Here is a 14,239-nt window from a genome sequence, read left to right on the forward strand (position 1 = left end):
AGGAGGCGATCAGGCGGCTTCGAACACGCCCGCGTCGACGAGGCGCTGCTCGGTCGCGTCCCAGCCGTGGCCGGGGTGGGCGGTGTTGAGGGCCTGCAGCTCGACGCGCACCTTGGTCGCGTGGCCGGCGCCGGCCAGCACGCGGATCTCCTCGATGAACGCGTCGGACGAGGTCGCCAGGCGGTTGGTCTTGCCGTTGGTCAGGTTGCGCACGTAGACGTGCTTGCCGCCGTTGAGCGGGATGAGGTACTTGAACTCACCCAGCACGCTCAGGGCGCCGGCTGCGGCCTGGCCTGCGCGGACTGAGGCCCGCGCGGTCTTTGAGGTGTTGCTCGCCACGGCGGGAACTCCTTGTCGAGGCTGTAACTACGGAAGGTCGTGCTGTACTACCCATGGGGCCGCGAACCGCGAAGATCGCAGACTGCTGCCCAGGAAAGACAGCAAAACTGTAACACCCGACGGGTCCGGCCCAAAAAAGTGAGTTACCTGGTGGAGGCTCCACCCGTTGGACATTTCGTAGGACCCGAGTTGCCGATTCTCTGGCGCACCGAGAGCATCATCGTCATCATGAGTCCCACAAGCACATAGCTACAGGGCAGACCGTGCCGGGTTCGAGGTCGTAGGGGAAGACGCACCTCGGTCTCCGGGAGGTTGTACGTGCCCACGCGTGGCGTCATATATGTCCACTCGTCACCGCTCGCCGTGTCGTCACACGTCGAGTGGGCGATCGCACGCGTCCTCGGAGCGCCGGTCAGACTCGAGTGGACGCCGCAGCCTGTCGAGCCGTCGGCTCGCCGGGCGCAGTGCTCTTGGTCCGGCATGTCCGGCACCGGGGGCGAGCTGGCGGCTGCCCTGCGGCAGTGGCCCATGATTCGTTTCGAGGTGACGGAGGAGCCGAGCAACGGCGTCGACGGCGAGCGGTTCATGCACGTGCCGGGGCGCGGGCTGTTCCACGGCTCCACGAGCGCCAACGGCGACATCGTCCTGTCCGAGGACCGCCTCCGCAGCCTGATCGCGACGTCGCGGGGGTACGAGACGCTCGCCCACGCCATGGAGAAGGCCCTCGGCGGCCCGTGGGACGCGGAGCTGGAGCCCTACCGGCACGCGGCCGACGGCGTCCCCATGACCCTGCTCACCCGCGTCGGCTGAGCGAGGCCCGGCGAGCAGAGCGAACACGGCGGGCAGACCGCGGCGAGCTGAGCGACGCTGAGCACGGTACCGGCGAGCCGAGACGGGACCCGGGTGATCTGAAGAACGACCCGGGTCGGGTGAAGATGCAGACAGCGTGAGTTGCATGTGCATGGTTGAGTGGCACGGTGCCGCGTCTGGAATCCATGTCCCGCCTGCTCGTGCCCGTGACGGCCGTCGCCGTCCTCGTGAGCGGGTGCTCCGACGGGAAACCGGGCTCGCCGGCGCCGTCCGCCACGGCGCAGGACTCGGCGGTCAAGCCCGGCGGCGACCCGGCGAAGCAGGCCGCGGACCTGGTGGCCAAGCTGTCCGACGAGGAACTGATCGGGCAGCTGCTGATGCCGTACGCGTACGGCAACAACGCCGACAAGGTGTCGTCCGGCTCGGTGTCGGCCAACAAGGCGTACGCGGGCGCCGCGACCCCGGCGGAGATCGTCAAGAAGTACCACCTCGGCGGGATCATCCTGGTGTCCAGCAGCGCCGACGACCCGACCGCCGGCACCAACAAGACCACCAACGTCGAGTCGCCGGCGCAGGTCGCGAAGCTCACCGCCGGCCTGCAGTCCGCCGCGCTCAGCCTGCCCGCGAAGGTCCCGCTGCTCATCGGCACCGATCAGGAGTACGGCCAGGTCACCCGCATCCGTGAGGGCATGGTGCAGCTGCCCAGCGCCCTCGCCCTCGGCGCGGGCGGTGACCCGGCGCTGACGGAGGCCGCGTGGAAGGCCGCGGGCACCGAGCTCGCCGCCATCGGGATCAACCTCGACTTCGCCCCCGACGCCGACGTGCTCGGCACGCAGCCGGGCGGGGTGATCGGGTCCAGGTCGTTCGGCAGCGACCCGAAGCTCGTCGCCGCCCAGGTGTCCGCCGCGGTCAAGGGCCTGCAGGCGGCGGGTGTCGCCGCGACGGTGAAGCACTTCCCGGGGCACGGCCACACCACCGTCGACAGCCACAGCAGCCTGCCCGTCCTCGGCCAGAGCGCCGGGGCGCTGGAGTCCGGTGACCTGCCGCCGTTCGTGGCCGCGGCGCAGGCCGACGTCGGACTCGTCATGTCGGGACACCTGGACGTCAAGTCGGTGGATCCGGGTGTACCGGCGTCCTTCTCCAGCAAGGTGCTCATCGACCTGCTGCGGACGAAACTCGGCTACACCGGGGTCGTGGTCACCGATGCGCTGAACATGGAGCCCGCTGAGCAGTGGGGGCCGGGCGAGGCCGCGGTACGGGCCGTCCTGGCCGGCAACGACATCCTGCTGATGCCGCCGAAGCTGACCGAGGCGTACAAGGGCCTCCTCGACGCGGTGCGCTCCGGCCGGATCACGAAGCAGCGCCTCACCGAGGCCGCGACCCGCATCCTGACGCTCAAGTTCCGGCTCGCCGCGGTGCCACGACCCGAGGCGTCCGTCGTCGACGGCGACGCCGGCAAGGCGGCGGCCCGGGCGAGCGCCGCCGCGGCCGTCACGGTCCTGCGCGGCCCCTGTACGGGTGCGCTCGTCACCGGACCGGTCCGGGTCACCAGCGCCGGCAGCGAGACGGCCCGCGGCTGGCTGGAGGCGGCGCTGACCGCGGCGGGCGCGACCGTGGTGAAGCAGGGCGGCTCGGAGGTCCGGCTGCTCGGGTACGGCAAGGGCACCTCCGACCTGTCCTCGTCGGCGGCGGTGACGGTGGCGGTGGACACCCCGTACGTGCTGCGCTCGGCGAAGGGGACCCTGGTCGCGACCTACTCCTCGACGCAGGCGTCGATGCTGGCCCTCGCCGACGTCCTGGTCGGCAAGGCGAAGGCCCCGGGCCGCTCACCGGTGCCGGTGCAGGGCCTGCCGGCGAGCGCCTGCAGCTGACGCGAAACCGGCCACTGGCGCCGGTTGACCCGCGCTCGCTCGCGCTCCCCGACATAACCGAAATTTCGGATATGTTCGCGCAGCGGACATATCCGGGGAGAGCCGTCGGTGTGCGTGATGCGGCTCCTGTACGGGCGAAGCCGGAGGACTTCGCACAGCAGACATGTCCGGGAAGCCGTAGTACGCGCGATGCGTCCGAATACGCGAAGCCGGGAGACGAGAAAGGACCGGAGGCCCGTAGGCCCCCGGTCCGATCAGGCGAAACCTCAGGCGCGGGCGAAGACCAGCGCCGCGTTGTGGCCGCCGAAGCCGAACGAGTTGTTCAGCGCCGCCGGGATGTCCAGGTGGCGGGCCTTGTGCGCGGCCACCTCCAGGTCGAGGCCCTCGTCGGGGTCGTCGAGGTTGATGGTCGGCGGGACCACCCCGTGGTAGATCGCGAGGATCGTCGCGATCGACTCGACCGCGCCGGCCGCGCCGAGCAGGTGCCCGGTCATCGACTTGGTGGACGTGAGCAGCGGGTGGTCGCCGAGCGCGCGGTGCAGCGCCTTGATCTCCGCCAGGTCGCCGACGGGCGTCGAGGTGGCGTGCGCGTTGACGTGGACGACGTCGGACTTGGCGATCCCGGCGTCGCGGAGCGCGAAGTCGATGGCGCGGACGGCGCCGTCGCCCTCCGGGTGCGGCTGGACGATGTCGTAGCCGTCGGAGGTGAGCCCCGAGCCGGCGAGCCGGGCGTAGATGCGGGCGCCGCGGGCGCGGGCGTGGTCGGCGCGCTCCAGGACGATGACGCCGGCGCCCTCGCCGAGCACGAACCCGTCGCGCCCCTTGTCCCACGGGCGGGACGCCCGCTCGGGCTCGTCGTTGCGGATCGACATGGCGCGCATCGAGGCGAACCCGGCCATCGGCAGCGGGTGGATCACGGCCTCGGTGCCGCCGGCGACCACGACGTCGGCGCGGCCGAGGCGGATCAGGTCCAGGCCGTGCGCGATTGCCTCGGCGCCGGTGGCGCAGGCGCTGGCGACGCAGTGCACGCCGGCCTGCGCGCCGAGCTCCAGGCCGACCCAGGCGGCCGGGCCGTTGGGCATGAGCATCGGGACGGTGTGCGGCGACACCTTGCGCGGCCCGCTGGCCTCCAGGATGTCGTCCTGGGCGAGCAGGGTCTGCGCGCCGCCGATGCCGGAGCCGACGCTGACGGCGAGCCGCAGCTTGTCGACCTCGGGGGCGCCGGCGTCGGCCCACGCCTCGCGGGCGGCGATGATCGCGGTCATCTCGGACCGGTCCAGGCGGCGGGCCTGCACCCGGTCGATGACCGTGCTGGGCTCCACGGCCAGCTGCGCGGCGATCCGCACGGTCAGCTGCGCGGCCCACTCCTCGGTCAGCGCCGACACGCCCGACTTCCCGGCGAGCATGGCGTCCCAGGTGGATGCGACATCCCCGCCCAGGGGCGTGGTGGCCCCGAGTCCGGTGACGACGACCTCAACACTCACAGCACTACACCTCTCTGGCTGACCCACATGAGGGCTGACCTTCTTGACGCGGTCTCGGGCAGGTCCGGGGTGACCGTCCACGACCCGAGACCGCGGCAACGGCTCTCAGGCCTGCGACTTCACGATGTACGACACGGCGTCACCGACGGTCTTGAGGTTCGGCACCTCGTCATCCGGGATCTTCACGCCGAACTTCTCCTCCGCCGCCACCACGACCTCGACCATCGACAGCGAGTCGACGTCCAGGTCGTCGGTGAACGACTTGTCCTCGGCGACGTCGTCGGGGTTGACCCCGGCGACCTCTTCGAGGATTTCGGCGAGACCGCCGGCGATCTCTTCACGGGTGGACATAGAGCTTTCCTTCCTTGGGTTGACGCAGCACCGACCTGAAGTCGAACGCTGGCGAAACAAAAGCTGGCGTGCCTCAGGGGCAGCGGACGACCTGGCCCGCGTACGTCAGGCCGCCGCCGAAGCCGAACAGCAGCACCGGCGCGCCGGAGGGTACCTCACGCCGTTCGATGGCTTTCGACAGCGCGAGGGGGATGCTCGCCGCCGACGTGTTGCCGGACTCGACGAGGTCCTTGAGGATGATCGCGTTGGGCAGGTCGAGCCGCTTGACGATGCCGTCGATGATCCGGGTGTTGGCCTGGTGCGCGACGAACGCGGCGATGTCCTTGCCCTGCACGCCCGCCCGGTCGAGGGCGGCCTGCGCATACGGGGCGATGGCCGTGGTGGCCCACCGGAAGACCGACTGGCCCTCCTGCTTGATGTAGGGGCGCCAGCCCTCGATCTTCAGCACGTCGCCCTTCTCGGGCGCGGAGCCCCACACGACCGGTCCGACACCCGTCGGCTCGTCGCCGTAGGTGGCGGTGACGACCGCGGCGCCGGCGCCGTCGCCGAAGAGCACGGCGGTCGTGCGGTCGGTCCAGTCGACGACGTCGGAGAGCTTCTCCGCGCCGATGACGAGGGTGTTGCGGCTGGCCCCGGCGCGGATCGCGTGGTCGGCGCTCGCGAGGCCGTAGCAGAAGCCCGAGCAGGCGGTGTTCAGGTCATACGCGGCGGGCGCCAGGATGCCGAGCTTCGCCGCGACCCGGGTCGCCACGTTGGGGCAGCGGTCGACCGAGCTGCAGGTCGCGACGATCACCTGGTCGATGTCGGCGGCGGTGAGCCCGGACGCGGCGAGGGCCTTCCCGGCGGCGGCGGTCGCCATGTCGGCGACGGTCTCCGCACCGGCGACGCGGCGCTCGGCGATGCCGACCCGGTCGCGGATCCACGCGTCGTTGGTCTCGATCACCTTGGACAGGTCGTCGTTGGTGACCACCTGCGACGGCTGGTAGTGCCCGAACGCGAGGATCTTCGACCCGGTCGGCTGGTTCATAGCTGGTCTCCAATGCGAGCGAGCGGCTGGCCGGGCGCGACCGGGTCGTCGAGGGTGACGAGCCATTCGGCGAGCACACCGGCGCCGTGGGTGGTGACGTCGACCGGGCCCTGCGGGGTCTGCACCGTGCCGATGCGCTGCCCGCCGCCGACCTCGGCGCCCTCGGCCAGGTCCTCGGCGGGGGTGAACGTGCCTGCCGCCGTCGCCAGGACCACGTTGCCCTGCGGGTGCGGCTCGAGGACCGGCGCGCTGCCGTGGCGGGTGATCACGTCACGGGCGGCGGTCAGGTCGTCGGGCGTGTGGACGGTGACGATCTCGATGCCCTTGATGGTCCGTTTGACGAGCCCGGCGAGGGTGCCGGCGGGGGCCAGCTCGATCACGGCGGTGACGCCGAGGTCGGCGAGGGCGGTCATGCACAGGTCCCAGCGCACCGGCGCGGTCACCTGCTTGACGAGCCGCTGGAGCATGCTCGGGCCGTGCTCGACGACGGCGCCGTCCCGGTTGGACAGCAGCAGCTTCGCCGGGGCGGCGGTGGGGACGCCGGCCGCGATCGCGGCGAGTGCCTCCTCGGCCGGTGCCATGTAGGGGGTGTGGAACGCGCCGGCGACCTGCAGCGTGATGATCCGCGTGCGGGCGGGCGGCGCGGCGGCGAGCTTCTCCAGGCCGGCGAGGGAACCGGCGGCGACGACCTGGCCGGCGCCGTTGCGGTTGGCCGGGTACAGGCCGGCGGCCTCGATGGCGGCGATGACCTCGTCGGGGTCGCCGCCGAGGACCGCGCTCATGCCGGTCGGCTCCAGCGCGCACGCGGCGGCCATCTCCCGGCCGCGGACGGCGGCGAGGGTGACGGCGGCCTCGGGGCTGAGCACCCCGGCCAGCGACGCGGCGGCGAGCTCGCCGACGCTGTGCCCGGCGACGATCGTGGTGTCGTACATCGGCAGCTGCTCCGCGGCGAGCAGTGCCGCGGCGACGAGCAGGGGCTGGGTCTTCGCGGTGTCCTTGATCTCGTCCGCGTCGGCCTCCGTGCCGAGGTGGACCAGGTCGACGCCCGCGAGGACGGACCACCAGCGCAGGCGGGCCTCGGCGCCGGGCAGCGCGAGCCACGGTGTCAGGAAGCCGGGTTTCTGGGAGCCTTGCCCTGGGGCGAGTACGGCGAGCACGTCTATGACTTTTCCGGATTTCCGTCAATCGCGCGGGTAGCGCGACGCACCAAAGTGAACCAGGTCGTTTGTAGGAACCCTACAAGAGTTTGCGTGGTGTTGCCCCAACAGATCCACGCCGTCACCCATCGCAACGCTCTGTTCACCTGTCCTGCGACGTGCGTCACGTGGCGCTGCGACATGCGTCACGCGACTGCGTCACAGCTGCCGGTGCATCACTGGGACGGCGGACTCGAGGGTGCGGGTGCGAACGGATCCAGTCTGCCGATCGTCAGCGCGATCCGCAGGGCGAACGCGTCACGTGGCACCAGCGGGACGAACCCGGTGACCTCGCCGATGCGGCGCAGCCGGTACCGGACCGTGTTCGGGTGCACGAACAGCCCGCGCGCGGCGCTTTCGAGGACGCCGCCGCCGGCGTAGAACGCGTCCAGGGTCTCCAGCAGCTCGCCGCCGGCCCGCACGAGCGCGCCGTAGATGTCCTGCCGCAGGATCCGCCGTGCCTCCGCGTCGCCGGCGAGGGCCCGCTCCGGCAGCAGGTCCGCGGCGGCGACGGGGCGGGGCGCGGCCGGCCACGCGGGCGCGGCCCGGAACCCCGCCAGGGCGGCCCTGGCCGACTCGGTCGCCTCGTCCAGCGACGGCACCGCCGGCCCCACCACGACCGGGCCTTCGCCGAACCCGACGAGGAGCCGCTCGGTCGCCGCGATCGGGTCGGGTGCGCCGCCGAGGACCACGACGAGGCGGTCGCCGTGCACGCCGCCGAGGATCTCGACCCCGATGCGGCGGGCCGCGCGGTAGACGGTGTGCAGCACCGCGGTCGCCTCCCCGCCGGGGGACCGGCCGACCGCGACCGCGACCGGCGGCGCGTCCGCCCAGCCGAGTGCCGCCGCCCGGCTGGCGAGGACGTCGGAGGAGTCGCCGCGCAGCAGCGCGTCGACGAGCAGCGCCTGCAGCCGCGCGTCCCAGGCGCCGCGGGTCTCCGCCGCCCGCGCGTACACCCGGGCGGCGCCGAACGCGACCTCCCGGCTGTAGTGCAGCACCGCCTCGCGGATCCCGGCCTCCTCACCCTCGGCGGCCAGGAGCGGCAGCTGCTCCTCGACGACCTCGATCGTGACCCGGATCAGCTGGACGGTCTGGCCGAGGTTGATCGAGCGGGCCAGGGCGCGCGGGGCTGCGTCGAAGAACTCGTCGGAGCTGTCGGGCGGCAGCGTCGCGCCCTCCTGCCGGTTGCGCAGCCAGTCGACCAGGGACCGGACGCCGGCCTGCGCGACCAGCATCACCCACGCCCGCTGGTCGGCGGGGAGGTCCCGGAACCATGGCAGCGTCTCGTCCATCCGCGCCACGCTCGCGGTCGCGAGGGCGCCGGCGGCCCGCTCGATCGAGCGCACGCTCGCCTCGAGGCTTCGGCGGGTGTCACGCCCTGCCGGCGACTCCTGGTTCGTCACCCGCACAGCTTTTCATCGTCTGGCCGCCAACCAGAAGCCGCCGTAGATCCCGGCCTCCCGGGAGGTCTGCCGCAGGCCGTCCGGGCCGTCGATGAGGCGCCTGCCCCAGGCGGTCCTGCGGGCCGGGCTGAACGCGTCGACCATGTCCAGGTAGTGGTACTCGGCGCTGTTGCCGCTCCACGCCCAGCCGAGATACCCGAGGTCGTGCTGCTGGCAGTACGCCATGATCGCGTCCTCGTCCGGGTCGCCGTACTGGTGCATCGAGGAGAACTCCCCGACGACGATCGGCAGCCGCTGCCGCACGAACGTGTCGAGGTAGCCGGAGACCTTGTCCGGGGTGTTGAACGGCCCGTACATGTGCACGTCGAAGATGGTGTTGTGCTCCGGGTCGGCGGCGAACACCTCCGCCGCGTGGTCGTACATGACGTGGAACGAGTCGTTGCCCCAGTTCGGCGCGTCGACCATGATCGCGTGCAGCAGGCCGGCGCCGCGCAGCCGCTCGATCGCCCGTTTCGTGTCGCCGATCCAGTCCATGTTCACCGCGTGGCCGGAGGGCTCGTTGGCGACGTTGATGATGACGTACGACTCCTGCCGCAGCAGCACCTTGCGCAGCGTCAGCCAGTAGTCGACGGCCTGGGCGATGGTCGCCGCGCCGGGCTCCGTGCCGTACCCCATCGTGTCGTGCACGTCGAGCACGCAGATCAGCCGGTTCGCCCGGCACTGCCCGATGATCCCGGCGACCTCGGCGGGGGTGGTCGCGGGGAACCCGGTGCCGCTGGACAGCGCGACCCGCACCGAGTTGGCCCCGGCCGCCTTGATGTCGGCGAACACCGACTTCGGCCCCTTGCCGAAGTAGTACCCGTGGTTCACCCCGCGCAGCACGAGCCGTTCGCCGTTCGCCTCGACGAGATGCCCACGTTCGGCCTTGATGCCGCTGGCGCCGTAGGCGGGCTCCACCGAGACGTATGCGGCCCCGAGCAACGACAGCAGCAGGGCGAGGAACGCCGCTCTGATCAGCACGGCCGGGCGCTACCCGCCGATCTGCGCACGAAACGGGGGATCGACCGAGGTCCTTGTCGGCGGGTAACCTGGAGATCACGTAGCGTGGTCAAGATCGTGCGAGAGGCGGGCCGTGGAGTCCAAGCCGGCTGAGCTGGCCACCGAGATCGCCTTGGAGCAGCAGCACTTCGACCTCGCCCGCAAGCACCGCGAACGCGCCCGGGCGGAGCTCGGCGAGGTCCCCGACGCGGCCGCCAACGCGGGCGCCGGCCGCCGGCTCGCGGTCTTCCGCCGCAGCCGAAAGGAGGCCATCGCCCCACCGGAGGAGCAGGTCGCGTTCGGCCGGATCGACTGCCTGCCCGCCGACCCGCCCGGCCGCTCAGGCGTCGACGACACGTTCTACATCGGCCGCGAGACCGTCTTCGACGACCAGCGGCAGGTGCTCGTCGTCAACTGGCAGACCCCGATCGGCGCCCTGTACTACGAGTCGACCCACGAGGACCCGCGCGGGCTGCGCCGCAAGCGCACGTTCCACTGCGACGGCAACCGGATCCGCGACTTCGACGACGTCGTCTTCGCCCAGCTCGCGACGGCCGTCGCCGCCCTCGCGGAGGCGGGCCCCGACGACGCGCTGCTGGCCGAGCTCGACCGGGGCCGCACCGGCACGATGACCGACATCGTCGCCACCATCCAGGGCGCCCAGTCGCGGCTGATCCGCTCACCCCTGGACCAGCTGCTCGTCATCGAGGGTGGCCCGGGCACCGGCAAGACCGCCGTCGCGCTGCACCGCGTGTCGTGGCTGCTGTACAACCACCGCGACCGCCTGCGCCCCCAGGACGTGCTCGTCGTCGGCCCGCACCCCGCCTTCACCCGCTACATCCGCACCGTCCTGCCGAGCCTCGGCGACGCCGACGTGGTGCAGCTCGACATCGACCAGCTGGCGCCGCCCGTACAACGTGGACGCCCGGAGCCCGCGCAGACCCGGCGGATCAAGGGTGAGGCGAGGATGGCCCGGCTGCTCGCGCGGGCCCTGGAGAACCGGGTCGGCACCCCCGAGCCCGCGGAGCGGATGCTTTTCGACGGCACGTTCCTCACCCTCTCCGGCGTCGAGGTCGCCGCCGCCGTCGCGTCCGCACGGCAGGCCGGGGGCCCGTACGCGCAACGCCGACAGCGGCTCAGGGCGCAGCTCGCCGACCTCGTCCGCGCCCGCGGCGGCCCCACCGACCCGGAGCGCCTCGGCCCGGTCGAGAACCTCCTCGAACGCCTCTGGCCCCTGCAGAGCGCCGCCGCGTTCCTGCGCGCCCTCCTCGGCTCCCGGGCCAGGCTCGCGGGCGCCGCCGGCGACGAGTTCACCGCCGACGAGGTGGCGCTGCTGCACCGCCGCGGCGCCGACAAGCTCTCCGAACAGATCTGGAGCAACGCCGACCTGCCGCTGCTCGACGAGCTGGAGGATCTCCTCAACGGCGTGCAGCGGCGGTACCGCCACGTCGTCGTCGACGAGGCGCAGGACCTCTCCCCGATGCAGCTGCGCGCCGTCGCCCGCCGCTGCCCGACCGGCTCCCTCACCGTCGTCGGCGACCTCGCCCAGTCCACCGGCGCCTGGGCCCGCGACCACTGGGAGGAGGTCACCGAACACCTGCCCGCGGTGCTGCCCCAGGTCGTCGTCGGGCTGCGGTACGGCTACCGGGTCCCGCGCCAGGTCTACGAGCTCGCCGCCGAGCTGCTACCGGTCGCCGCCCCCGACGTCGAGCCGACCCGCGCCGTCCGCGAAGGCCCCGCCGACCCCGGCATCCACGTCGTCGAGCCCGCCGAACGCGCGGGCCGCGCCGCCCTCGTCGCCAAGGACCACGCCCTCGGCGGCCGCTTCGTCGGCATCGTCTGCCCCGCCGCCTGCCGGTCCGAGCTCGAGTTCGCCCTGCACGCCAACGACCTGCAGTGGGGCCGCGCCGACCAGGGCGAGCTGGACCACCCGATCAACCTCGTCAGCCCCCAGGAGGCCAAGGGCCTCGAGTTCGACGCCGTCATCGTCGTCGAACCGGAGGAGATCGTCGCCGAGGACGACCGCGGCCACCGGCTGCTGTTCGTCGCCCTCACCCGCACGATCCGCTACCTCGACATCGTCTGCTCCGGCGACCCCCTCCCCGTCGAACCCGGCCCCGACGTCACCGCCCGCATCCCCCGCCAGCGCGCCGTCATCGAACCCGACCCCGACCCGACCCTCGAATTGACCCAGCTGGACCGCCTAGCCGAGGACCTGGCCACCCTCATCGCCGGCAACATCCCCACGTCCATGTGGGACGAGGTCCTCCACCGCACCGCCGCCCTCCTCGACACCCGCGCCGACCGCCCCCACCCCACCGGCCGCCACCGCCGCGACTGACCGACTCACCCGGTCGGAGGCGGCCGGCCCGATGCTGATGGTCAGCGGCCGCCCAGGCGGTCGATGGCCGAGGCGTCCAGGCGCCGGCCGACGACGGAGTCCACGATTCTCGTGGTGATGTCGGACTTCGTCGACTTGCCGGGGAGGGCGACGCCGAGGACCTTGGCCAGTTCGCGGAGCTGGGCCACCGTGAGGCGTTCGTCGTTGAGGTACTGCACGGCCGCGGCGCGGGTGCCGATCTCCGACAGCATGGTCTCGATCTCGGCGACGGGGCGGGACAGGGGCCTCGACGCGGTGGCGGGAGCGCCGGCCTTCGACACCAGGGTGAGCTTCGCCGCGCCGGAGGCGAGGTCCGCCAGCTGCGCGGCCGGCAGGGACTTCACGAACGCCGCGACCTTGAGCAGGACGTCGTGGGCGAGGTCGGCGGGGTCGGTCATCGCGGAAGGCTCCTCAGATCCGGGTGCGCGCCAGGAACTCGCTCGTCAGCTGCTGGAACTCGTATCGTAGGGTCTCGATCGAGGCGGTGCCGGGCGGGGCGAGCACGACGGGGAGGCTGCGCTCGCCGGCGTCGGTGACGGCCGTCTTGTTGTCGCGGATGGTCTGGCGGAACACGGGGATCTCGATGCGGGAGGTCTCGTTGACCGAGGTGCGCTGCGAGATGAGCGGGCCCGCGCCGGTGTACTGGACCATCGTGTAGACGACGCCGATGATCTCCGGGTTGATCGGGTGGGGCGCGGCGGCGTTGTACTCCTCGACCAGCCGGGACATGCGGGCCCGCAGGTAGTCGATGCCGCGGGTCGACAGGTAGTCGGGACGGGCCGGGACCACGACGTGGTCGCTGGCGACCATGGCGGTGCGGGTGACCATGTTGAAGTTGGGTGCGCAGTCGATGAGGATCGAGTCGTACCCGTCGAAGGCGTGGTCGGTGAGGGCGTCGGCGAGCAGCCGGTGCACCGGCAGGTAACGGGGGCTGCCGGCCCGCAGGCGGGCACCGCCGAGCGCCGCGGCCAGGTCGAGGTCGACCTCGATGAGCCCGAGGTCACCGGCGAGCAGGTCCAGCCGGCCACCCAGGGGCTGCACCACGGCGTTGATCTCGCGCGGGCTCACCACGTACTTGTGCAGCGGCTCGGCGGCGCGGGTGGCCAGGTAACCGGCGAACCACGGCAGGATCGTGGGCCGCGACTCGAACTCGGCGGGCCGGTAGAAGGAGAACGTGAGGCTCGCCTGCGGATCGAGGTCGATGAGCAGCACCGTGCGCCCGCGGGCGGCGAGCTCGGCGCCGATGTTGGCCGTCAGTGTGGTCTTGCCGACCCCGCCCTTGTAGTTGATGACAGAGACCACGCTCATCCCCGCAGCATGCCATCGGCGGACTCCGTTGTCGTCCCCCGCCCGTGGCAGTTAGGCTATCTTTCCTATCGAAAAGATAGGTAGGAGACTGTGATGGCGTTGCCGGACTTCCTGGTCGCCGGGGTGCCGAAGGCGGGCACCTCGGCGTTGCACGCGGCACTCGTACGACACCCGCAGCTCTTCCTCCCAGAGGTCAAGGAGCCCAAGTTCTTCCTGTCCGACGGCCCGCCGCCCACGACCGGCGGGCCCGGCGACCGGCAGACCTACCAGGAGCACGTGTGGCGCCGGGCGGACTACGAGGCGCTGTTCGACCCCGCACCGGCAGGGGCGCTGCGGGGCGAGGCGACGCCGTTCTACCTGTACGACCTGGCGGCGCACGAACGCATCGCGAAGCTCGTCCCGGACGCGAAGCTCGTCCTGGTGCTCCGCGACCCGGTCGACCGCGCCCACTCCAACTGGTCCCACCTGTGGGGCGCCGGCCTGGAGTCCGAGGCGGACTTCCTGCGGGCGGTCGAGCTGGAGGAGACCAGGAAGGCGGCCGGCTGGGCGGACTTCTGGCACTACACGGCCCTCGGCCGGTACGGCAGCCAGCTGCGCCACCTGCTGCGCTTCTTCCCTCGTGAGCGGCTCCTGCTGCTGCGCTACAAGGACCTCCGCGACGACCCCGCGGCCACCGTCGACCGGGTCTGCGCGTTCCTGGGCGTCAGCACCGGGCACGTGGCGCAGATCCCGCCGGAGAACGTGCGCCGGTACGTCGCCGACACGCGGGTCAACGCCGGCCTGCGCCTCCTGCTGCGCACCGGTGGGAGGATCGGGCATCGGTTCCCCGTGCCGGTGCGCCGGGCGTTCAGCACACCGCTGCTCGCGCTCCTGCACCGCCAGCACGGCCGGCGGCCGAAGGTCACCGCCGAGCAGCGTGCCGCGCTGCTGCCCCGGTTCGTCGAGGAGATCGAGCTGCTGCAGGAGGTCTCCGGCGAGTCGTACGCCGACTGGCTGAGCCTCGAGCACGCCAGCAACTACCGCTAGGAGCCT

13 protein-coding genes are annotated in these 14,239 nt (G+C 72.1%); 4 read left to right on the forward strand and 9 right to left on the reverse strand.

Features of this window, described 5'->3' with window-relative positions; all coding sequences use genetic code 11:
* Positions 1-9: 9 nt before the first annotated feature.
* Positions 10-339 carry a hypothetical protein gene (locus ACQEVZ_RS34940; protein WP_433374441.1) on the reverse strand — a complete coding sequence of 110 codons (330 nt, stop codon included), beginning with the start codon at positions 337-339 and terminating at the stop codon, positions 10-12.
* Between the two features lie 318 nt (positions 340-657).
* On the opposite strand from ACQEVZ_RS34940, the gene ACQEVZ_RS34945 reads away from it, so the two are divergent.
* Both ACQEVZ_RS34945 and ACQEVZ_RS34950 read left to right on the forward strand, forming a co-directional pair.
* Positions 658-1,149, forward strand: a complete 492-nt coding sequence (locus tag ACQEVZ_RS34945; RefSeq protein WP_344506148.1) for a DUF3145 domain-containing protein — start codon at positions 658-660, stop codon at positions 1,147-1,149.
* Between the two features lie 185 nt (positions 1,150-1,334).
* Positions 1,335-3,020, forward strand: coding sequence for a glycoside hydrolase family 3 protein (locus ACQEVZ_RS34950; RefSeq protein WP_344506339.1), 1,686 nt, complete (start codon positions 1,335-1,337; stop codon positions 3,018-3,020).
* A gap of 266 nt (positions 3,021-3,286) precedes the next feature.
* Here ACQEVZ_RS34950 and fabF read toward each other — a convergent pair whose 3' ends face one another.
* From fabF to ACQEVZ_RS34980, 6 genes are all read right to left on the reverse strand, one after another.
* On the reverse strand, positions 3,287-4,504 hold the full coding sequence (gene fabF / locus ACQEVZ_RS34955) for a beta-ketoacyl-ACP synthase II (protein ID WP_344506149.1): 1,218 nt from the start codon (positions 4,502-4,504) through the stop codon (positions 3,287-3,289).
* 105 nt (positions 4,505-4,609) lie between these two features.
* Positions 4,610-4,855 carry an acyl carrier protein gene (locus ACQEVZ_RS34960; RefSeq protein WP_033362432.1) on the reverse strand — a complete coding sequence of 82 codons (246 nt, stop codon included), beginning with the start codon at positions 4,853-4,855 and terminating at the stop codon, positions 4,610-4,612.
* A 73-nt stretch (positions 4,856-4,928) separates the two neighbouring features.
* Positions 4,929-5,882, reverse strand: a complete 954-nt coding sequence (locus ACQEVZ_RS34965; protein ID WP_433374446.1) for a beta-ketoacyl-ACP synthase III — start codon at positions 5,880-5,882, stop codon at positions 4,929-4,931.
* Positions 5,879-7,039 carry an acyltransferase domain-containing protein gene (locus ACQEVZ_RS34970; protein ID WP_344506151.1) on the reverse strand — a complete coding sequence of 387 codons (1,161 nt, stop codon included), beginning with the start codon at positions 7,037-7,039 and terminating at the stop codon, positions 5,879-5,881. Before ACQEVZ_RS34970 ends, ACQEVZ_RS34965 begins: the two co-directional genes overlap by 4 nt.
* A 215-nt stretch (positions 7,040-7,254) precedes the next feature.
* Positions 7,255-8,481, reverse strand: coding sequence for a PucR family transcriptional regulator (locus ACQEVZ_RS34975; protein ID WP_433374450.1), 1,227 nt, complete (start codon positions 8,479-8,481; stop codon positions 7,255-7,257).
* Positions 8,482-8,493: 12 nt separating this feature from the next.
* Positions 8,494-9,501, reverse strand: coding sequence for a cellulase family glycosylhydrolase (locus tag ACQEVZ_RS34980; RefSeq protein ID WP_433374453.1), 1,008 nt, complete (start codon positions 9,499-9,501; stop codon positions 8,494-8,496).
* A 112-nt stretch (positions 9,502-9,613) separates the two neighbouring features.
* Between ACQEVZ_RS34980 and ACQEVZ_RS34985 the strand changes: the two genes are divergently transcribed.
* Positions 9,614-11,860, forward strand: coding sequence for a HelD family protein (locus ACQEVZ_RS34985; RefSeq protein WP_433374456.1), 2,247 nt, complete (start codon positions 9,614-9,616; stop codon positions 11,858-11,860).
* 41 nt (positions 11,861-11,901) lie between these two features.
* Here ACQEVZ_RS34985 and ACQEVZ_RS34990 read toward each other — a convergent pair whose 3' ends face one another.
* Entirely contained in the window at positions 11,902-12,297 is a 396-nt protein-coding gene (locus ACQEVZ_RS34990; protein WP_433374459.1) for a hypothetical protein, read from the reverse strand.
* A 13-nt stretch (positions 12,298-12,310) separates the two neighbouring features.
* Positions 12,311-13,207, reverse strand: a complete 897-nt coding sequence (locus tag ACQEVZ_RS34995; protein ID WP_360558739.1) for a ParA family protein — start codon at positions 13,205-13,207, stop codon at positions 12,311-12,313.
* Between the two features lie 93 nt (positions 13,208-13,300).
* Between ACQEVZ_RS34995 and ACQEVZ_RS35000 the strand changes: the two genes are divergently transcribed.
* Positions 13,301-14,233: a sulfotransferase family protein gene (locus ACQEVZ_RS35000; protein WP_433374462.1), complete on the forward strand. Its 933-nt coding sequence runs from the start codon at positions 13,301-13,303 to the stop codon at positions 14,231-14,233.
* Positions 14,234-14,239 lie beyond the last annotated feature (6 nt).

This window comes from Dactylosporangium sp. CA-152071, assembly GCF_050936335.1.
GTDB classification, from domain to species: domain Bacteria; phylum Actinomycetota; class Actinomycetes; order Mycobacteriales; family Micromonosporaceae; genus Dactylosporangium; species Dactylosporangium maewongense.